20 protein-coding genes are annotated in these 18,754 nt (G+C 57.8%); 3 read left to right on the top strand and 17 right to left on the bottom strand.

What is annotated here, in order from left to right; translation table 11 throughout:
* Nucleotides 1-2: 2 nt before the first annotated feature.
* From IEU99_RS10475 to IEU99_RS10485, 3 genes are all read right to left on the bottom strand, one after another.
* Nucleotides 3-656, bottom strand: coding sequence for an anthranilate synthase component II (locus IEU99_RS10475; RefSeq protein WP_128890722.1), 654 nt, complete (start codon nt 654-656; stop codon nt 3-5).
* A complete protein-coding gene (locus IEU99_RS10480; RefSeq protein WP_128890721.1) occupies nt 653-2,182 on the bottom strand; it encodes an anthranilate synthase component 1 in 1,530 nt (509 codons plus the stop codon). Before IEU99_RS10480 ends, IEU99_RS10475 begins: the two co-directional genes overlap by 4 nt.
* A gap of 200 nt (nt 2,183-2,382) precedes the next feature.
* Nucleotides 2,383-2,832, bottom strand: coding sequence for an SdpI family protein (locus tag IEU99_RS10485; protein WP_164931207.1), 450 nt, complete (start codon nt 2,830-2,832; stop codon nt 2,383-2,385).
* A 140-nt stretch (nt 2,833-2,972) separates the two neighbouring features.
* Between IEU99_RS10485 and IEU99_RS10490 the strand changes: the two genes are divergently transcribed.
* Complete coding sequence (locus tag IEU99_RS10490; protein WP_128890719.1) at nt 2,973-4,214, top strand: dicarboxylate/amino acid:cation symporter; 1,242 nt, start codon at nt 2,973-2,975, stop codon at nt 4,212-4,214.
* Here the strand turns inward: IEU99_RS10490 and panC are convergent, their stop codons facing one another.
* Nucleotides 4,215-5,033 (bottom strand): pantoate--beta-alanine ligase, encoded by an 819-nt coding sequence (gene panC, locus IEU99_RS10495; protein ID WP_128890718.1) that lies wholly within the window; start codon nt 5,031-5,033, stop codon nt 4,215-4,217.
* Entirely contained in the window at nt 5,033-5,872 is an 840-nt protein-coding gene (gene panB / locus IEU99_RS10500; RefSeq protein WP_128890717.1) for a 3-methyl-2-oxobutanoate hydroxymethyltransferase, read from the bottom strand. The genes panC and panB overlap by 1 nt, the downstream gene beginning before the upstream one ends.
* A gap of 44 nt (nt 5,873-5,916) precedes the next feature.
* Here panB and IEU99_RS10505 point away from each other — a divergent pair, with 44 nt between their 5' ends.
* Nucleotides 5,917-7,407, top strand: coding sequence for a DUF1846 domain-containing protein (locus tag IEU99_RS10505; protein WP_128890716.1), 1,491 nt, complete (start codon nt 5,917-5,919; stop codon nt 7,405-7,407).
* Here the strand turns inward: IEU99_RS10505 and dhaM are convergent.
* From dhaM to IEU99_RS10545, 8 genes are all read right to left on the bottom strand, one after another.
* Nucleotides 7,404-8,045, bottom strand: coding sequence for a dihydroxyacetone kinase phosphoryl donor subunit DhaM (gene dhaM, locus IEU99_RS10510; RefSeq protein WP_128890715.1), 642 nt, complete (start codon nt 8,043-8,045; stop codon nt 7,404-7,406). The genes IEU99_RS10505 and dhaM overlap by 4 nt on opposite strands.
* Nucleotides 8,046-8,054: 9 nt before the next feature.
* Nucleotides 8,055-8,672 (bottom strand): dihydroxyacetone kinase subunit DhaL, encoded by a 618-nt coding sequence (gene dhaL, locus IEU99_RS10515; protein ID WP_128890714.1) that lies wholly within the window; start codon nt 8,670-8,672, stop codon nt 8,055-8,057.
* A 2-nt stretch (nt 8,673-8,674) separates the two neighbouring features.
* Nucleotides 8,675-9,667 (bottom strand): dihydroxyacetone kinase subunit DhaK, encoded by a 993-nt coding sequence (gene dhaK, locus IEU99_RS10520; RefSeq protein ID WP_128890713.1) that lies wholly within the window; start codon nt 9,665-9,667, stop codon nt 8,675-8,677.
* Nucleotides 9,668-9,707: 40 nt separating this feature from the next.
* Nucleotides 9,708-10,778 (bottom strand): HNH endonuclease signature motif containing protein, encoded by a 1,071-nt coding sequence (locus tag IEU99_RS10525; protein ID WP_164931206.1) that lies wholly within the window; start codon nt 10,776-10,778, stop codon nt 9,708-9,710.
* Nucleotides 10,779-10,881: 103 nt separating this feature from the next.
* Nucleotides 10,882-12,042, bottom strand: coding sequence for a hydrogenase formation protein HypD (gene hypD, locus IEU99_RS10530; protein ID WP_128890711.1), 1,161 nt, complete (start codon nt 12,040-12,042; stop codon nt 10,882-10,884).
* A 9-nt stretch (nt 12,043-12,051) separates the two neighbouring features.
* Nucleotides 12,052-12,315, bottom strand: coding sequence for a HypC/HybG/HupF family hydrogenase formation chaperone (locus IEU99_RS10535; protein WP_128890710.1), 264 nt, complete (start codon nt 12,313-12,315; stop codon nt 12,052-12,054).
* Nucleotides 12,306-12,539 carry a HypC/HybG/HupF family hydrogenase formation chaperone gene (locus tag IEU99_RS10540; RefSeq protein ID WP_229718481.1) on the bottom strand — a complete coding sequence of 78 codons (234 nt, stop codon included), beginning with the start codon at nt 12,537-12,539 and terminating at the stop codon, nt 12,306-12,308. Before IEU99_RS10540 ends, IEU99_RS10535 begins: the two co-directional genes overlap by 10 nt.
* Nucleotides 12,514-13,566, bottom strand: coding sequence for a nickel-dependent hydrogenase large subunit (locus IEU99_RS10545; RefSeq protein WP_128890708.1), 1,053 nt, complete (start codon nt 13,564-13,566; stop codon nt 12,514-12,516). Before IEU99_RS10545 ends, IEU99_RS10540 begins: the two co-directional genes overlap by 26 nt.
* A 30-nt stretch (nt 13,567-13,596) precedes the next feature.
* Here IEU99_RS10545 and IEU99_RS10550 point away from each other — a divergent pair, with 30 nt between their 5' ends.
* Nucleotides 13,597-13,929 (top strand): hydrogenase maturation nickel metallochaperone HypA/HybF, encoded by a 333-nt coding sequence (locus IEU99_RS10550; RefSeq protein WP_128890707.1) that lies wholly within the window; start codon nt 13,597-13,599, stop codon nt 13,927-13,929.
* Here the strand turns inward: IEU99_RS10550 and IEU99_RS10555 are convergent.
* Genes IEU99_RS10555 through IEU99_RS10570 form a run of 4 tightly spaced genes read right to left on the bottom strand, consistent with a single transcriptional unit; the run spans nt 13,926 to nt 18,580 of the window.
* On the bottom strand, nt 13,926-14,381 hold the full coding sequence (locus IEU99_RS10555; RefSeq protein WP_128890706.1) for a hydrogenase maturation protease: 456 nt from the start codon (nt 14,379-14,381) through the stop codon (nt 13,926-13,928). The genes IEU99_RS10550 and IEU99_RS10555 overlap by 4 nt on opposite strands.
* A complete protein-coding gene (cybH, locus tag IEU99_RS10560) occupies nt 14,382-15,620 on the bottom strand; it encodes a Ni/Fe-hydrogenase, b-type cytochrome subunit (protein ID WP_128890705.1) in 1,239 nt (412 codons plus the stop codon).
* Nucleotides 15,617-17,389, bottom strand: coding sequence for a nickel-dependent hydrogenase large subunit (locus IEU99_RS10565; RefSeq protein ID WP_128890704.1), 1,773 nt, complete (start codon nt 17,387-17,389; stop codon nt 15,617-15,619). Before IEU99_RS10565 ends, cybH begins: the two co-directional genes overlap by 4 nt.
* A complete protein-coding gene (locus IEU99_RS10570; RefSeq protein WP_229718482.1) occupies nt 17,390-18,580 on the bottom strand; it encodes a hydrogenase small subunit in 1,191 nt (396 codons plus the stop codon). It lies immediately after the preceding gene.
* Between the last annotated feature and the right edge of the window lie 174 nt (nt 18,581-18,754).

Here is an 18,754-nt window from a genome sequence, read left to right on the forward strand (position 1 = left end):
TCCTAGCTTTTCGACGTCGCATCGCGCGCAACTAACAGCGCCTCAATGCAGCGATCAATCATTTTGGGTCCAGCAGGGCTGAGCACGGATTCGGGGTGGAATTGCAAGCCGATGGCGCCGGGTGTGCTCGCGGCCATCACCACTTCGCCGATTTCCGATTCGCAGGTGGCGAGTACTTCAAGCGCTTCGGGGCTATCGGTGCATCCAAGCGAGTGATAGCGCGCGATGGGCACGAGCGAGCCCTTGAAGTGGTTTTCGGGGCCTGCGTCGGTGGCGAGTCCGGCAAAGAGCGGGCTTTGCATGCCAGCGGGGCTCAGTTTCATGTGGTCCATCGTCCCGTGCACTGGCCCGCAGGGGCGCACGGTGCCACCGAAGTGCTCCAGGAGTGCCTGGAAGCCAAGGCAGATGCCGAGCATGGGAATGTGCTGATCAAAGCAGGCGCTGATCAGTTCCATCATGCAGCCGGCTTCACGTGGGTGGCCAGGTCCTGGGGAAAGCACAATCAAGTCCGGTTGGGCCGCAAGGATTTCTTCTACGGCTACGTCATTGCGAAAGACGGTGCAGCGATAGCCTGCCACGGCGAAGGCATCGACGAGGTTATACACAAAGGAGTCTCGATTATCGAGCATGAGCACGTGGATGTCTTCGGGCCTCATTTGTGCACCTCTACTTCTTTTCCTTGAGCCAAGGCGATGGCATGCAGTACGGCATAGGCTTTGTGCAGTGTCTCATCGGCTTCGAGCTGGGGCACGGAATCGCGCACCACACCGGCTCCGGCCTGTACTACGGCCTGGCCGTTTTGGACGAAGGCGGAGCGAATCACGATGCAGGTATCCATGGACCCATCCCCGCGCAGATAGCCCACTGCCCCACCAAAGGAACCGCGGCGAACTCCTTCGACTTCGCGCAGCAACTCCATGGCGCGCAGTTTGGGCGCACCGGTCAAGGTGCCCATGTTCATACAAGCTCGATAAGCATCGAGGGCATCGAAATCTTCGTGCAGGGTGGCTTCCACGCGGCTGATCAGGTGCATTACTCGCGAGTAGCGATCCACTTGTAAAAGTTCGGCGACTTTCCTGGTGGCGGGCACGGCAACGCGGGCAAGATCGTTGCGGGCGAGATCCACCAGCATGGAGTGTTCGGCTACCTCTTTGGCGTCGGTGCGCATATCCAATTCGGCGCGGATATCGAGTTCGTGGTTGATGGAGCCATCGGGGTTGAGACCACGTGGGCGGGTTCCGGCGATTGGATAGAGTTGCACGCGGCGCGAGGGCATTTCGAGCGTGAGATTGGATTCCGGCGAGGCTCCAAAGAGTTCATAGGGTCCGGCCTCAGACACGCTGCGCATATAAAACATATAGGGGCTGGGGTTGGTGGCGCGTAGGTGCCGGTAGGCGATGTAGGCATCGGGGCATTCGCAGGTGAAATGGCGCGCGGGCACCACCTGATAGATGTCACCTTGACGGATATTGCCCTGGAGCTGGGATACAGCTTGGCGGAAGTCTGCATCGGAAATATTGGTGTGCACATCCAATGTTCCCTGCGCTTGCCCAAGCGGGGGCTCCTCAAGCTCGATCGCCTCGATCTGCTCGCGCAGCCTAGCCACCGCAGCCTCGGCCGCATCCTGACTAAGACCCACGGCCTCCACCGCTGCCTCTTGGGTGCGGTGATCGATGCTGAGCAGCGTTTCAGCGACGAGGAATTGGTAGTCGGGGAAGGTATTAGGCCCGGGCTGCACCTCGGGAAGATCTTCGAAGGTGGCCACGAAATCGAAGGCGAATCCACCAACGACAAAGGGCAGCATCTCGCCTTCATAGCCAGCGTCGAGCTGCAGGCGGCGCAAGATCTCCACCTGGCTGCGGTCGAGAAGCCGATCGCGTTCGTCGTGGGCGTTGGAGGCTTCGAAGCTAAAGGTGGCTTCTTGCTTGGCCTCGCCATCAAGCCGGGCGAGCATCGCCTCGCCGGTGGCGCTTAATGCCTTGAGGTGAACCTGCTCGCCGTGGCAGGTCACTCGAAGCGCCGCCTGCAGTACGGCCACGCACCGGGTCTTTTTCTTTGATTCAATATCGGCGGATTCCAGCAGCACTGCGTCGTGTGCTTCGATGCCCCCGAGCGCAGCAAAAAGCGCGGCTGCGTCGCTGTGATAGCGCACCCTCGTGCGCGCGCTAAAAAATTCCATCATGCCCTTTCGCCGGTGTGGCTTCTTGCCCCGGAGCCCGTGCGGTAGATAGAGCAAAAGGCCCGTAGCAAGAAGCTGACGAGCCTAGTGTTGTTGCAATGCCTCAAACGTGACCCGCCTTAAGCGCGCCACCACCAGATGCATTGTTGTGTATTCACGAAGATTTAGATTACTGGGAGTTGCCTCACACTGCAAGGGAGGCGTTAGTGATCTTTCACCGCGCGTCGCAGCGCATCCACATCGACCTTGGGGGCGCTCGGGGCTTCCTCTTCCCCACCGGCGCTGCAGCAGGAGGATTGCGCTGCTTCTTGCTTGGCGTCGTGATCGGCAAGCACGGCGACGGTTCGTGAACCAAGGCTGGAGCCAAGCGCTACGAGTACTACGCCAAAGAATGTGAGCAGGGCGGCCAAAACCCAGAGCCAAGCATTGCTAACGAAGCAGAGGAGTCCGGCAAAGGAGAAGGCCACGCCGCTGATCACCCAAAGCGGGCCTGCGGTTTGGTGGGCGGCATCCCACATCTGGCGCGACTTGCGCACCTCGGGCACTTTAATGCCGATATAGGAATTGCCGGGTAGCTTGCGAGTCCACCCAAGCACGCCAATGATGATCGCGCAGAGGGCAATAATGAGAAGCAAAATGCCGACGAAAGTCATGCCAGCCATGCTACTCGCTTAGTCCAATGTTTCACGTGAAACATGCGAGCGCTGGGACGTCGAAAAGCTAGGAAATGCGAGTTAATAGGGTATTTTGAGTACGAATGCGGTCCCCTCGCCGCGATCGAAAGGAAATTTTCATGGACTTCAAGCGACTTTCCAGCTCGCTGCTTTTTAGGATCATCCTCGCGATCATCCTCGGTATTATCTGCAGCCTCTTCTTCCCCGTGTGGCTCGCGCGGGTCTTTGTTACCTTTAACAGCCTTTTTGGTAACTTCCTCGGCTTCTTCATTCCCGTCCTCATCTTCGCGCTCATCACCCCCGCCATCGCGGGCCTGGGGCGCGGCGCGGGCAAATGGCTGGCCATCACCACCGGCATTGCCTACGGCTCCGCTGTTGTCTCCGGTGTGATCTCTTGGGCCGTGGCCATGCTGGCCTACCCGATCCTGCTGAGCAACCAGGGCGATGTGGCCGTCCACGATGTGGAAGAAGGCGCGCTCGCCTCCTATATCGACATCCAAATGCCGGCTCCGATGGAAGTGATGACGGCTCTCATCCTCGCCTTCGTGGTGGGTGTGGCCATGACGACCGTTAAATCAGACACCCTCTACTCCGGCGTTGCCGATCTGCGCCGCGTGGTGATGAAGGTGATCTCGGGCTTTATCGTGCCCCTGCTGCCGCTCTATATCTTTGGCATGTTCCTCTCGCTGGGCATGAACGGCAACCTCACCGCCACCCTCTCGGCCTTTGCCAAGGTGCTGGTGCTCGCCATCGTGATGAGCTTTGTGTTGCTGCTGCTGCAATTCCTCATCGCGGGCACCATTGCGCGCCGCAATCCCTTTAGCTCCCTGAAGAACATGATGCCCGCCTACTTCACGGCCCTGGGCACCTCTTCTTCCGCAGCCACCATCCCCGTCACGTATGAATGCGCCCGCAAGAACGATGTGAGCCAGTCGGTGGCGGGTTTCACGGTGCCCCTGTGCGCCACCATCCACCTCTCCGGCTCGATGATGAAGATTACGCTCTTCGCCTTCGCCATCATGTTTATGGATGGCATGGATCTGCCGCTGACCACGGCACTCGGCTTCATTCTTATGCTGGGCGTAACCATGGTGGCCGCCCCAGGCGTGCCAGGTGGCGCCATTATGGCCGCCGTTGGTCTGCTTTCCGCCAACCTCGGCTTTAACGACGATCAGGTGGCGCTGATGATCGCCGCCTATATCGCCATCGACTCCTTCGGCACCGCCTGCAACGTCACCGGCGACGGCGCGATTGCCATGGTGGTGGATCGCTTTGCCAAGGGCAATATCGCCCGCACCGAACTCGACGACGACGATGACCTCGGACTCGCCGCGGCTATCGAAGGCATCGAAGAAAAATAACTATTCCAAGGGGGCGGCGTCGAGCAGGCGCACGCCCTCTACCCATGCCGCACACAGCACCAGGGCAGGCTCGGAATCTTCTGAGAGATCCTCCCCCACCACTTTGAGGTAATCAAGGCTAACCCCGGGCGCGGCGCTTAATTGCTCACTCACGCGATCAATCGCACCAGGATCGGCACTCAACGCCTTCACCGCACGAGAAAGCGCCAGGGCCTGTTGCTTGCCCTTGGCACTTAAACGAGCATTGCGGCTTGATTGCGCCAAACCTTCTGCGCTGCGGACGATGGGCACGGCCACGATCTCAACTGGGAAGTTCAAGTCCTCCACCATGCGGCGAATGATGGCGAGCTGCTGGGCGTCCTTTTCCCCAAAAAACGCATAATCTGGCTGCACCAAATTGAAGAGCTTCGCCACCACGGTGACTACCCCATCGAAGTGCCCTGGCCGCGATGCGCCCTCTAAAATCTCCCCCATTCGTCCCGAACGAACCCAAATGTCCGGCACGCCATGGGGGTACATTTCTTCCACCGAAGGCGCAAAGACAAGATCCACGCTGCCTTCGAGCAATGCCAGATCCTGATCAAGCTGGCGCGGATAATTGCGATAGTCATCGCATTCGCCAAGATCTGCGAATTGCAGTGGATTGGCAAAAATGCTGAGCACGCGAATATCACAATCCGCCGCCGCTCCCACCAACTGCAGGTGGCCTTGGTGCAGCGCACCCATGGTCGGAATCAGCCCTATACTGCCGGGCTTTTTTTCGCGCAGCGTTGATAGCGCCCGCCGCAATTCGCCCAAGCTCTGCACAAGCTGTGGCATTAGTCCTCCTTTGGGTCGCTAAAGGATTCAGCCTCGGCCGGGAAGGTTCGGGCATGAACCTCCTGGATATACTCCCGCGCTGCCTGATCAAGCACAGAGGCGACGTCGGCAAAGCGACGCACGAAGCGCGGCGCACGCCCCTGCCCCAGGCCAAAGGCATCCGTCCACACGAGAATCTGCCCATCGGTGGCGTTGCCCGCGCCAATGCCGATGGTAGGAATGCGCAGCGCAGAGCTAATTTCCCCGGCAATTTCCTGAGGCACCATTTCCAACACCACGGCGAAGGCGCCAGCTTCTTCCACACGGCGAGCTGCTTCAAAAAGCGTTTCACGTGCCTCGCCCTTGCCCTGCACCACGAAGCCGCCAAGCGCATGCTCGGATTGAGGCGTAAAGCCAAGGTGCGCCATCACGGGGATGCCGGCCTCAACGATGGCGCGAATCAGCTCGGGGCGTTCGCCTTCCAATTTGATGGCGTCTGCTCCGGTGGCCTTCATCAGCTCGATGGCGCTTTGCACGCCCTGCTGGCAAGACACTTCATAGGAACCAAAGGGAAGGTCCACAACCACGAGTGGTCGCGGTGCTGCATCGGCTACTGCGCGGCCAAGCATAGCCATTTCATTCATGGACATTGAAAGCGTTGAAGGCCTTCCAAAGACCACATTTGCCGCGGAATCCCCCACGAGTAAAATATCGATACCAGCCTGAGCGAAAATACTGGCACTTAAGGCATCGTAGCTGGTGAGAGCGCTAATGGGACGGCCTTCATCCTTCATCGCTTGGATGTGACGGATGCGCAGGCGCTTGGGCGAGAACTGTTGATTATTGCCATACACGGACATGCCAAGGAGTATATTCTGCGTTCGTCTTGTTATGATTAAGGTCCATGACATACCGAATCGGTTTCGACCGCGATAAGTACATCGAGCTCCAATCCCAGCACATTAAGGCCCGCCGAGAAGAACTCGGCGGCAAACTCTATCTAGAGATGGGAGGCAAGCTTTTCGACGATCTTCATGCCTCCCGAGTCCTCCCCGGATTCACCCCAGACAACAAAATCGCAATGTTGGATCGCATCCGCGACGAAGTGGAAATCCTCGTTTGCATCAATGCCAAGGACCTCGAGCGCCACAAAATCCGCGCCGACCTTGGCATTTCTTATGAGGACGATGTGCTCCGACTCATCGACGTCTTCCGTGACCGGGGCTTTCTTGCAGAGCACGTGGTGATCACCCAACTCGACGACGACAACCGCTTGGCCATGGCCTTCATCGAACGCCTGGAACGCCTAGGTGTGAAGGTCGCCCGCCACCGCGTGATCCCCGGCTACCCCACCGACCAAGACTTCGTGGTGAGCGAGGAAGGTTTCGGCCGCAATGAGTACGCCGCCACCACCCGAGATTTGGTGGTTGTGACCGCACCAGGTCCAGGTTCCGGCAAGCTGGCCACCTGCCTTTCGCAGATCTACCACGAGCACCAGCGCGGCACCGCTGCAGGCTACGCAAAGTTCGAGACCTTCCCCATCTGGAATCTGCCGCTCGAGCACCCGGTGAACCTGGCCTATGAGGCAGCCACCGTGGACCTCAACGACGCGAACATCATCGATTCCTTCCACCTGGCCGCCTATGGCGAGCAGACGGTGAATTACAACCGCGATGTTGAGGCATTCCCGCTGCTCAAGACCTTGCTTGAGCGCCTGACCGGATCTTCGCCCTACCAGTCGCCTACCGATATGGGCGTGAATATGGCCGGCTACTGCATCTCCGATGATGCCGCGTGCCGCGAGGCCGCCGAGCAGGAAATCATTCGCCGCTACTTCAAGGCGCTTGTCGACGAAGCAAAGCAGGGCATCGACTCGACCCAATCCGACCGTGCCGCTGTGGTGATGGCCAAGGCCGGCATCAAGCCTTCGCAGCGCAAGGTCGTTGCACCGGCACGCGAGGTTGCGGAGCGCACCGGCGAGCCAGGCAGCGCCATTGAACTTCCCGATGGCACGATCGTGACCGGACGCACGAGTGAATTGCTGGGATGTTCGGCAGCCATGCTGCTGAATGCCTTAAAGCAGCTCGCAGGCCTCGACGATGTGCACCTGCTCTCCCCCGGTTCCATTGAGCCGATCCAGCGCCTGAAGACGATGCACCTGGGTAGCCAGAATCCTCGTCTTCACACCGATGAGGTGCTCATTGCGCTTTCAACTTCCGCTGAAACCAATGAGGACGCCGCGAAGGCTCTGGATCAATTGAAGAACCTTCATGGCTGCGATGTTCACACCACCACCATCCTCGGTTCGGTGGATGAGGGCATCTTCCGTAACTTGGGCGTGCTCGTCACTTCCGACCCGAAGTTCCAGCAGAAGAAGCTGTACCAGAAGCGCTAATCGAGCCCTTCCTCAATAGCTTTGGCGATGCGGTCCACAGCGGCCGCATCGCTTGAGGTTATTGTCACCGTGTCGTTTTGTTTGATGCCTAGACCCATCACCATCAACGGGCTTTCAGCATCAACATCATTGATAAACACGTCACTTTCAGCCTGCGATGCCAATACCGCCAAGGCCGCCGCTGGCCGGGCATGCAAGCCTGCGGCATCAGCGACTACCGCCTCACGCGAATAGTCGCCACCCGATTCCACTTCAACCTCAACGAAGCTCTTGATAGCTGCCAGAGCCGCCTCGGCCACTTGGTCGAGTTCATCGCCCTGCGCTGCGGCCACGGCTGCGGCGATGGTGCCTTCCACAAAGGGCACATCAACAAAGCGCACTGAACCATCTAGGAGCTCAATCACCATCTCCACCGTCATGGTGGCCGAGCCCAAATCGCTTAAGAAGAGCACCTGGTGGCCCAAATCTAAAAGCTCTTGAGCTGCGGATTCGATCAAATCATAGGAGGTGCCGATCCCCTTTTCTGCGGTGCCGCCGGCACAACGAATGGGCACATCCGGTGCCATCTGCTTGGCTAAGGTTTGAAGCCCTTGAGCAAGCTCGGCGGAATGCGACACTAAAACGAGCCCAACGCTCATGCTGTACTCCTATTCGGCTGCTTTGGCGGCCGCATCGAGAATCAGAGCCGATGAGGCAGCGCCGGGATCCTTATGGCCAATGGAGCGTTCGCCAAGATACGAGGCACGCCCCTTGGTGGCACGCATGGGTATGGTTGCCGCGGCCCCGGCCTCGGCAGCGCCCGCGGCGATGGACAGCACGAGTGCCGCATCGCCCTCGGTTGCCTGCGCCGCTTGGGCCGCTGGTGCCCACGCATCAACCATGGTCTTTTCACCCTCGCTCGCTTTGCCGCGTTGTTGGATTCCTTCGAGGGCTGCTTGGAGCATGGCAGCAATAGCTTGGCCGTCGATGGTTTCCGGTGTTGCCTTGGCTGCGCGCAAGAAAGCGGTTCCTAGCAGCGGGCCAGATGCTCCGCCGACGGTAGAAATGAGTACTCGAGCAGTGGTCTTTAATACCGCCTGCGGGTCTGCTGGCTGTTCAGCATCGAGCGCTTCGATCACGGCCTTGAAACCACGGTCCAAGTTCGCGCCGTGGTCGGCATCGCCGATGGCACGGTCAAGATCGGTGAGTGTGTCTTTGTGTTCTGCAATGGCTTCTGCACTTTTGTGCATCCACGCTAAAGCCCATTCGGTTCCGAGGGTGCTCATGCTTATACTCCCTTTCGCAGTGCTGGGGTGTTGCAGGGGGCGTCGAAAAGCTCAAGCATGGAATCGTTGACGCGCATGAGTGTGATTGATGCGCCTTGCATTTCCAGGCTCGTAACAAAATTGCCCACAAGACTTCTTTCGATGGAGATGCCTTCGAGGTTCAGGCGCTGATGCAGGCGGCGGAACATGATGTAGAGTTCGCTGCTTGGCGTGCCGCCCATGCCGTTGACCAGGGCGATGACTCGATCCCCGGAGCTAAGCTGGAGATCTTCAACAATTGGGTCAATGAGCTGGTCAGTGATGTGATCGGCATCGGCCATGGGAATGCGCTTTGATCCCGGCTCGCCGTGGATTCCGATGCCAATCTCCACCTCATCTTCGTCCAGGGTGAAGGTGGGTTTGCCCACGTGAGGCACCGTGCAGGAGGTGAGAGCAACGCCCATCGAGCGAGTATTGCGCACGGCTTCTTCGGCGATGGAAACGACGGAATCGAGATCGTCGCCTCGTTCCGCTGCGGCTCCGGCGAGCTTTTCCACCAATACCGTGCCGGCAACGCCGCGACGTCCGGCGGTGTAGAGGGAGTCTTCTACCGCGACATCGTCGTTGACGATGATTTGGCGCACGTCAATGCCTTCGAATTCCGCTAATTCTGCGGCGGTATCGAAATTGAGGACGTCGCCGGTGTAATTCTTGACAATAAAGACGACGCCTTTGCCGCTATCGGCGATTTTGGCTGCCTTGAGGATCGGGTCTGGCGTTGGGGAGGTGAATACCGGTCCGGGCACTGCTGCGTCGAGCATGCCTTCGCCCACAAATCCTGCGTGCAGGGGTTCATGGCCTGAGCCACCGCCGGAGACCAACCCAACCTTTTGGGATTTTTGGCTCCGGTACACCACGATCGGATCGAAACTCGCCTCTACCTGTTCATGGGCAAGGGCGAAGCCTTCGACCGATTCTGCAACTACCTGTTCTGGGTCGTTGATGAGTTTCTTCATCAATCTGCCTTTCCTTTAGCTCTGGGCACCCAGGATACGCTTAAAAATTCGGCGGATCCTTGCAAGATTCATCTCCAAAGAAGCCTTCCGGATAGGTCAGCAGGATGGTGCAGCCTTTGGTTTTCCAGGTAACGAGGCCGTGTTCGTTAATTTCGCAGGTAATTTCTTTCTTTGTTTTCTTATTGTGGTGGTGCCTGCAAAGTAATTGGGCATTTCTTGGGCTCGTCGGCCCGCCTTGGCCATAGGGAACAACATGATCAATATCGCAATACACGGCGGCGACATTGCAATCCGGGTAGCGGCAGTGGCCATCGCGCCCGGCAATGCTCGCCCTCATGGCTTGGCTAAAGCGGTATCCCGCCGTCTCCGCATCGAAATCGACTTCTCTAAATGTTGCGGAGGCTTTGAGCGTGGCCAGCTCGCTGGCACTGAATTTTGCCCCCGAAGCGGTGCGCAAACCGCGGGCCGGGTGTGCCTCATAGGTATTGACCACGACATTTGGGTTCTCGCCCAAGGCCATCTTTAACAGGGCCTCTCCTGCTGTGCATTCGAGCCTTCGAGCAAGCTTCGTTACTGCATCACGAATGGTTTCTGCAGCGCCTTCACTACTAATGACTTCTAACCTGGCCAAGCCTGGAGCGACAGGGGTGATGGTGATGTTTTGGCTTGGCTGCTCGGGCTCGGCCTCCTGCTCAAGGTATTCGAGGATAAAACGCCGGATCTGCTTGGCGCTCGGAATGGCTTGATTTTCGCGCTTTGGGTGCAGGTAGTGAGCAAGCCGGAGGTCTAGATCCTCCCAGCTTTTATCGGTGGCGACGTTGAGGGTATTGGCGATGGCGATGAGCCGTGGAAAGTCGAGGTGCCAGAGTGCCTGTTGGAGGGCGTGGAGCGTGGGCAATTGTTGGAGAGCGTAGACAGCCCACAGGCGGTTTTCTACATATGTTTTTGTGTGCTGCAGCCTAAAGGCTAAGTCTTCGGCGATCCACTCGAATTCCGAGTCAAGTTCCTCTGGGAGCTGCGATTGCCAAAAGGCGTATTCCTCCTGGAAGAGGCGGCGTTGCATGCGGCACGCTGGATCTCGCATATCGCAGCGACGATAGTAAGCGAGCATTTCCCCTCCCCTCGGGTAGATCATCTGTTCTAAAACAATAATAGAACACATGAGCGAAGCAGGCAAGGGCTAGGCGAAAATTTCTCTCACATCACCGCTCACATCACCTCTGAGCTGCGAGTTGTTCGGTGGTGGCTCTGTCGATACGCCCGAAATTATAAAAGGCTGCGCACGCGCCTTCCGGGGACACCATGCAGGTGCCAATGGGCGTGTCTGGGGTACACGCCGTGCCGAAGACCTTGCACTGCCAAGGCTTGATTCTTCCGGTGAGCACGGAGCCGCATTCGCAGGCCTTGGGATCTGCGATTCTGTTTCCTGGCACCTCAAAACGCCGCTCCGCATCCCAATCAGCATAGGCATCGGCAATGCCAAGCCCTGAGTGTTCGAGCCACCCAAGACCGCGCCACTCGAAGGTATCGCGAAGCGTGAAGACCTTCTCCATCATGGCAAGCGCGGCCGTATTGCCTGCCGGGCGCACGACCCTGGCGTATTGGTTTTGTACTTCCGCCTTGCCTGCCGCAACCTGCCCGGAAACAAATTGCGTGAGCAGCATCGACACTGCTTGCAGAATATCCAAAGGCTCGAAGCCTGCCACGGCCACGGGCTTATTAAATTCTTGGGCAAGAAAGTTGAAAGCCTTTGTGCCAATGATCGTGCTCACATGCCCTGGGCCAATAAAGCCGTCGACGGCTGTTTTGCCCCCATTGATGATGGCCCGCATGGGAGGCTCGATGGTGACGTGATTGGAAAAGACCGAGAAATTGCGCACGCCATGCTTCTTCGCAGCCTCCAGGGTGACGGCTGTGGAAGGTGCCGTCGTTTCAAAACCAACGGCAAAAAAGACGACTTCTTTATTCGGGTGCTCTTGGGCAAGTTTGAGGGCATCCAGCGGGGAATACACGAATTGGATATCGCAGCCCTCGGCGCGGGCGTGCATGAGCGAATCCTTAGATCCCGGCACGCGCATCATGTCTCCGAAGGTGGTGAGCAGCACGTTGGGTTGCTTGGCCAGCCAAATAGCATCGTCGACGCGCCCCATGGGAATGACGCATACCGGACAACCCGGCCCGTGGATGAGGTCGATGGATTCGGGCAGCAGGTTTTCTAGGCCATAGCGGTAGATGGAGTGGGTATGTCCCCCGCACACCTCCATCAGGCGTAGGGGTTCATCGCGTTTGGTGGCGAGTATTTCGGTGTCGTGTTGGATGCGGTGGATCAGGGCACGGGCAGCGGCGGGATCGCGGAATTCATCTACAAATTGCATGGTTGAGCCCTAAATATCCGAGGTTTTAAAAGAATCGAGTTCGTCTTCAAATGTGTTTGCGCCAAGTTGCTGGATTTGCTGCAAGGTTGTGGCCGCTTCTTCCTCATCAATTTTGCTCAGCGCAAAACCCACGTGGATTAATAACCAATCTCCCTGCGCTATTGGCTCTGTGATGAGGTCGGTGCTGACGTTCCTGAGCACGCCCGAGATGGAGACTTTTGCGCGATCTTTGCCTTCGATTGAGACGATCTTGGCTGGGATACCTAGGCACATGATTCATCCTTTTCAATCAAGCCATGAGATTGCATTGTGTGCAATGCTTCTGCGGCCTCTTCGGGGCTGAGCGTGCTATGCGAAAAACCATTTTGCACCAACACAAAATCACCCACCGCAACCTCAGGGGTATAGGCGAGACAAATCCGACGCTCCTGCCCCGCCATCGTTACCGTGGCCATGGGCATGAGCCCAGGTTCAATGCGCTGAATCTTCGCCGGCACACCCAGGCACATCCTCTTCACCTCCATCGATACGGATCCGCATGGCACCCTCCGGAGCTTGCACGATGGGCAAACACGGATTGACTAAGCGAATCGCCTGCTCGAAGCCCCTTCCATTGTCCTCCGTGTCATCTGCCGCATCAACCCTATTGAGCAACTGCGTCAGCCACGCCTCATTTTGCACGGTAGGCGTGAGGATTCGTGCCGAAATAAGGGCGCCATGCGCATCGGCGAAATACTCGTGGGCAAGGAGCCCGCGTGGGCCGTCGACAAGCCCGATGCCATGGCCTGATTGCGATGGCTCGGCCTGCGCGAATTCGATACTGCCGCTGATCACGCGCTCTAAGGTATGCAGAGTTTTGGCGATGCTAGCCCCAAGCACTCGGTATATTACCTGCTCACCGTCAATATTGAGCATCGGAACGGCGCTGGCTTGCATAAATTCTGCGGGGCTGAGGAACTGCGAAAATCCCAGCTTTTCGACGCACACCTGCGGCCCAAGCGGGTGCGGGCTCAAAGAGGCGCTCAGGCCATCGAATGCGGGTGGCGTTGGTGATGTTGGCGGCTCTGAAGGAAGATCAATTGCGCGCAATGCAGACCAATCCACTTCTTTTCGCACCCCTCCCGGCACCGCAACATCCGGGAAATGGGTGCTGCAACCGGCAGTGGCCTTAATTGCCTTCCCTAACGCGATGAATGTGGGTAGCTTGCGCATCATGCCGAGCTGCTCAAGGTTGCTGCCCAGAAGGAGCACCAGGCGGGTCACCTGCGCTGCTTCTGGAATCTCATCGATGCCCATGACCTGCTCCAATGCCATCACACCAGCCAGATGATGCGGAACCGGGCAGATGCCGCAAAGGTGTTTTACCAGGTCCGGCACCTCCCATACCGGACGGCCAATGAGCATGGGCTCGATGGCGGGCAAGGCACTGAGGTCTAATTGGAGGCCTTTTGGTGTGCGCTGTAGACGCACCTCGAAGGGATCAATGAATTCATTGACCGCGATGCGCTGAAGAAAGTCACTCACGTAGCTCAGCTCCTCGCTAACATCAACAATATGCACGAACTCGGGCTATTGACCTCGGTGGTAGACGTGGTGCTCAAGGCGGCGCAGGGGCGCACGGTGGAATCAGTCAACCTTGAGGTGGGTGAGCGATCCGGTGCCGTTGTAGAGGCCCTGCACGCCGCCTGGCCGCTGGCCGTGCGCGATGAGGCCTTGAACGCGCGTTTAATCATCGACGTCGTTCCAGCGACGGTCTGGTGCCCAACATGTGCATGTGAACAGCGCATTGACCAGTTCTTTGCTCTGGCGTGTCCGGTCTGCGATACCCCCACAGCAGACCTACGCAAGGGCAGAGAGTTTCGGGTATTAAGCATCGAAGTCACCTAAACGCCCCAACGCCGCAAGACTGCCTCGGCCTGCATGCAGGCCTCACCCAGACTTGCTTCGACACACTTGCTCAAACCGATATGCAATTCAGTACTGTGCGCCACGATTCCCACCACCGCAACCCGCTCGGGTTCTTTACCCAACAGGCGTGCTGCACTGAGCAAATCCAAAAGGCCGACCTGGTGGGGAGACAGTTGTTGCTGCAGCAGACGGGGAATTTGGTCGCCTTCGATGGTGTGCACCTGGCCAGGAGCGCCAGGGCCTGCAAGGGCGTCGAGCACGAGCAAATCTTTGGCGTCTTCGATAGCTGGAAGGTTTTCCATCCCCGCCGTGCCACCGTGGATAAATTGCACGCCGGCGCGCGGTTGTTGTGCCAACGCATCCAAGATGCTTAATCCCACACCATCATCGGACATGATCTGATTGCCAATACCAAGCACAGTGACTTGCATCTAGCCGACCTTCGGAGCATCCATTGGCTTGGTGCCGCGACGCAACCACACACCGCCATTGATCATCGAAGACACACCACCGTGGCGCTCCACCGAATCGGCGCGAACCGCAAGGTAGACGTGGATCACCACAAAGGCCCAAAGCACGAACATGATTATTGCGTGGATGAAGCGGATGGTGGGCACCTGCACCCAGTGCATTGGATACGCCATCGCGCGCCAGAACCAGTTGTACTGGTTGTATAGGCCATAAAGGGCTAAGCCTGTATACATCTGCAGCAGGCAGATGGCATAAATTCCGGTGTAGCTTAATTGCTGGAGCGGATTGTGCGCCAAGTAGGTTGGGCCGTGGCGGTCGAGAAAGAGGTAATAGCGAATCGTTCCTTTCAGACCTTCCCAATCTTTCTTAGAACGAAGTGGCCAAAGGCTACGCCAACGCAGTTGCTTGTCTCGGGCATAGAAGGCTAGCCAGAGGCGAGTTGCTCCCAGGAAGAGCCACCCGAAGCCACAAAGATAGTGCACAAAACGCACCAGGCCGAACATATAGCCCGTATCGGAACTTGAGCTCGGCACGGGCAAGAGATCCGGGGCCATGATCAAGTATCCGGTGATGCTCAGCCCAATGATCAAGAACATATTGGCCCAGTGCTGCACCCTGAGCGTCACCGACCACAAATTCACCCGAACCCACGCATTTGGATTACGCGCAACTGATGCTACTGCGGCGCGCCGGGATTCGACGGCGAGCGCGATCACGCCTTCCATATAGAACGTGCCGACCTCGCCCTGCTCCCCCACCTTCGCGCTGGCTACAGCAAGGCAGCGATAACCAAGGCGTTCCATCATTTCCACCTGCTTACGCAAGGGCGTGCGATCCTCAGCATTGACCTCCGCGCGATCGAGCACCGACTCGAAATCGCCGCGCATCACCACTAAATCTTGGGGCTGGTTATCAATGAGGAAGCCTTCAACGCGCGCAAGGGAGTAACGGCGTTCGGGGGTTGCTGCTTCAAAGCGCTTGGCATAGATGCGCTGAATATCCGGTCGGTTCTTTTTCAGGGATGCAGCGAGCGCCTCGTCTACTGGTTCTTCGGCTTGCTTGGGCGTTGCCAGCGCCATCGCGAGCAGGCGCCCCGCAGTGAGCCTTCGACATGAGTAGGTGTCTGCTACAACCACCACTCGCTGTTCATCAATACTGCCCTGTGGGTTATAGGCTGCTGGGCGAACACTCAGGCTCATGGGGTAATCACCTCAAAGGTTGGGTTCCCGTCGGGGTCGAGCACATGCACCGCGCAAGACATGCACGGATCAAAAGAGTGGATGGTGCGCAAAGGCTCAAGCGGCTGCTGCGGATCTACCAGCGGGTGCCACTTCCCACGAGCCTTACCCCGACCGTCTTTTTCCCCGCCAAGGGATTCCTCATACGGGCCGAGCTGTCCTTCGGGGTCGCGGCCACCCGCAAGCCACGTAGTGGGCACTACGGCCTGGTAGTTTTTGACCTTCTCATCTTCGATGGTGAGCCAGTGCGAAAGGCAACCTCGGGCTACTTCCATCATCGCGAATCCCTCAGCCTGCTTGGGCCAGGACTTTGGTTCCCAACGGGTGGGGTCGAATACTTCGATGTCTCCGGCTCGAAGCCTTCTGGTGAATTCAGGCAAAAGGACATTCAGCAGCGCATCGGCCGTGGTCACGGCCTCCACCGCCCGGGCTAAGGTGCGCCCAGCGGTGGAATTAAGCTGATGGATTTCCAAATCCAGCTTCTTTAATACCTCATCAACCATCTTCTTGGTCTTCGGCTCATCTTGGAGATACGCCAGCAAGACTCGGGCGACTGGCCCGACTTGGACTGCGCGGCCGTCGTAACGCGGTGCTTTAGACCAGGTGTATTGTTCCCTATCCGCCAGCCACTCATAGGGAGGTGTAGGGCCGGTGTAGTTCACCGTGGTTTCGCCCTCAAGGGGGTGCAGGCCCACATCGTTTCCGGCCTCATAGGAGTACCAGGCAGAGGAGATATATTCCTTGATCTTGTTCGTATCCATTGGCTGGATCTTGGTGTAGTCGCCATCGAGGATCACACCGGGTTTGATTTCGCGGTGATGGAAGCTCACCGGCACACCTTGAGGAGTACCCCGATAGGTGGCACCAGCCATGCCCACGGCCAGGAAGTTCGGGGAAGAAGCGCCGATATCGAAGTAGTCCTTATAGGCGCTCATGATGGCCACGGCGTCGGGGTAATAGCATTCGTTGATGAACTCGTAAATCTCCTGCGCCCAGGCCTGTACCTGATCCAGCTTTACCTGGTTTACGGTTTCCGATTTATCGGGATCAATTTGGCAGGCCATGCCGCCGACGAGGAAGTTCGGGTGTGGGTTCTTGCCGCCAAAAACGGTGGAGATACGGATAATCGAGCGCTGATACTGCAGCGCATCCAGGTAGTGCGACACCGCCATGAGGTTGGCCTCTGCTGGCAGGCGATAATCGGGATGATCCCAGTAGCCTCCGGTGAAAATGGAAAGCTGCCCAGAATCGAGCACCTCTTGGATTTTGGCTTTGACCTTGGCAAATTGTTCGGGCGTATTGCCCTTCCAGCTACTGCCGATGGACTTGGCAAAATCGGCGGTTTTCTTCGGATCTGCCTCTGCGGCGCTGACGACATTGACCCAGTCCAGCGCGTGCAGATGATAAAAGTGCACGACGTGGTCGTGCGCCTCATGGGAGGCCATCACGATATCGCGGATCAATTGCGCTTGGGGCGGAGGTACGGAGCCGATGGCATCTTCTACTGCAGTGACACTTGCTACGGAGTGTGTGCCGGTGCAAACGCCACAAATGCGTCCGACAAATGCCCACACATCGCGGGGATCGCGGCCTTGCACGATGGTTTCGATCCCACGAAATTGCGTGGTTTCGCTCCACGCATCGGTGATTTTTTCATCTTCTCGTTCCAGCTCAATGCGCAGGTGGCCTTCGATGCGGGTGAGCGGATCGATCACTACTTTCTCGGCCATTTAGCTTTCCTTTTCTTCCTTTGCCTGCGTCCCGGGATCGCCATCTGCTTCGGGGACATCGCCGAAAGCGGCAAGCAGTTCAGTGTCGTGTTGGCTATTGCGCACCTTGATGGTCTTGAACGTGGTGATACCCGCATGAGCAGCAACACCAACGGCTGCGGCACCCACGAGGCCTAGGCCGACCTTTTCTACCGTGGATTCAATGCCGAAGCCGCTGACGTTCGGAAGCTCCTCGTAGAAGGGTGTGAAACGATCAAAGAAGTGCTTCTCGGTACAGCCAATGCAGGGGTGACCGGCGCCGATGGGCCAGTCGGTGTGCATATTCCATTGAATGATCGGGCAGGGAGAAAAGGTGGAGGGGCCTTTGCAGCCAACCTCGTAGAGGCACCAGCCATTCTTGGCGCCTTCATCGTCGAAAGATCGAACAAATTGCCCGGCGTCGAAATGCGCGCGCTTGGGGCAAGAATCGTGAATACGCTGGTCATAGGCGAAAAGCGGCCGACCTTCGGCATCGACCTTGGGTGGCTGGCCGTGGGTGAGCAGGTAGGTGATGGTGGCGGTGATAACTTCACCGATGGGCGGGCATCCAGAAACGTTGATCACCGGTTTGTTCTTGATAATCTCATCTACTCCCACTGCCCCGGTGGGATTGGGTCTTGCCGCTTGCACTGATCCATACACTGCGCAGGCACCCACGGCGAGGATGGCGTCTGCGTTTTCGGCGGCTTCGATGAGGATCTGCTCGGCCGATTTACCGCCGATGGTGCAATACACGCCGTTCTCATTCAGCGGTACGGAGCCGTTGACCACCAAAATGTGTGGAGTGGCATTGAGCTGCTCGAGGGCCTGTTCTGCGGCCTGCCCGGATGGGGCCATGACCAGCTCGTTGTAATTGACGCTGAGCAAGTTGAGCACCATATCTTCGATGGTGGTGCCGCCTGATCGCAGCACTGATTCCATGCAGCCGGTGCATTCTTGGAGCTGTAGCCAGGCAACATTTGGTTTTTCTACCTGCGCAAGCTTCTTGGCAATCTCTTGTGCCTGGGCTTCGGAGCCCATGGAGGGCACGCCCGTGGCGAAAATCGCGGCGAGGCCACCGCAGAACTTTAAAAAGGAGCGGCGGCTTATGCCTTGGTGTTCCAATGCTTCGCCGAGGTTGCTGCCCTGCCAATTGTTGTTCAGGCCCATCATGATCGACGGTTCCCTTTCTTTAGCCCAAGGATCTACCCCTTACTGTATTGGCAAAGACACTGTTCAGAGGGGATTTATTCTTGGGCAAAGTTGGGAAAAGTTGCTCTTTTCGGCATATCCTGGGGCTTCGGCCCTATGTCACTTCCCGCTCGTGGCTGGGATCACGCTACAGTG

The organism is Corynebacterium pelargi (assembly GCF_014635485.1).
Classification (GTDB): domain Bacteria; phylum Actinomycetota; class Actinomycetes; order Mycobacteriales; family Mycobacteriaceae; genus Corynebacterium; species Corynebacterium pelargi.

What these genes read in the sequence shown, in the direction of transcription:
- IEU99_RS10475 (WP_128890722.1), bottom strand. Translation starts at nt 656, where the DNA reads ATGAGGCCCGAAGACATCCACGTGCTCATGCTCGATAATCGAGACTCC.
- IEU99_RS10480 (WP_128890721.1), bottom strand. Translation starts at nt 2,182, where the DNA reads ATGATGGAATTTTTTAGCGCGCGCACGAGGGTGCGCTATCACAGCGAC.
- IEU99_RS10485 (WP_164931207.1), bottom strand. Translation starts at nt 2,832, where the DNA reads ATGACTTTCGTCGGCATTTTGCTTCTCATTATTGCCCTCTGCGCGATC.
- IEU99_RS10490 (WP_128890719.1), top strand. Translation starts at nt 2,973, where the DNA reads ATGGACTTCAAGCGACTTTCCAGCTCGCTGCTTTTTAGGATCATCCTC.
- panC (WP_128890718.1), bottom strand. Translation starts at nt 5,033, where the DNA reads ATGCCACAGCTTGTGCAGAGCTTGGGCGAATTGCGGCGGGCGCTATCA.
- panB (WP_128890717.1), bottom strand. Translation starts at nt 5,872, where the DNA reads ATGTCCGTGTATGGCAATAATCAACAGTTCTCGCCCAAGCGCCTGCGC.
- IEU99_RS10505 (WP_128890716.1), top strand. Translation starts at nt 5,917, where the DNA reads ATGACATACCGAATCGGTTTCGACCGCGATAAGTACATCGAGCTCCAA.
- dhaM (WP_128890715.1), bottom strand. Translation starts at nt 8,045, where the DNA reads ATGAGCGTTGGGCTCGTTTTAGTGTCGCATTCCGCCGAGCTTGCTCAA.
- dhaL (WP_128890714.1), bottom strand. Translation starts at nt 8,672, where the DNA reads ATGAGCACCCTCGGAACCGAATGGGCTTTAGCGTGGATGCACAAAAGT.
- dhaK (WP_128890713.1), bottom strand. Translation starts at nt 9,667, where the DNA reads ATGAAGAAACTCATCAACGACCCAGAACAGGTAGTTGCAGAATCGGTC.
- IEU99_RS10525 (WP_164931206.1), bottom strand. Translation starts at nt 10,778, where the DNA reads ATGCTCGCTTACTATCGTCGCTGCGATATGCGAGATCCAGCGTGCCGC.
- hypD (WP_128890711.1), bottom strand. Translation starts at nt 12,042, where the DNA reads ATGCAATTTGTAGATGAATTCCGCGATCCCGCCGCTGCCCGTGCCCTG.
- IEU99_RS10535 (WP_128890710.1), bottom strand. Translation starts at nt 12,315, where the DNA reads ATGTGCCTAGGTATCCCAGCCAAGATCGTCTCAATCGAAGGCAAAGAT.
- IEU99_RS10550 (WP_128890707.1), top strand. Translation starts at nt 13,597, where the DNA reads ATGCACGAACTCGGGCTATTGACCTCGGTGGTAGACGTGGTGCTCAAG.
- IEU99_RS10555 (WP_128890706.1), bottom strand. Translation starts at nt 14,381, where the DNA reads ATGCAAGTCACTGTGCTTGGTATTGGCAATCAGATCATGTCCGATGAT.
- cybH (WP_128890705.1), bottom strand. Translation starts at nt 15,620, where the DNA reads ATGAGCCTGAGTGTTCGCCCAGCAGCCTATAACCCACAGGGCAGTATT.
- IEU99_RS10565 (WP_128890704.1), bottom strand. Translation starts at nt 17,389, where the DNA reads ATGGCCGAGAAAGTAGTGATCGATCCGCTCACCCGCATCGAAGGCCAC.
- IEU99_RS10570 (WP_229718482.1), bottom strand. Translation starts at nt 18,580, where the DNA reads ATGATGGGCCTGAACAACAATTGGCAGGGCAGCAACCTCGGCGAAGCA.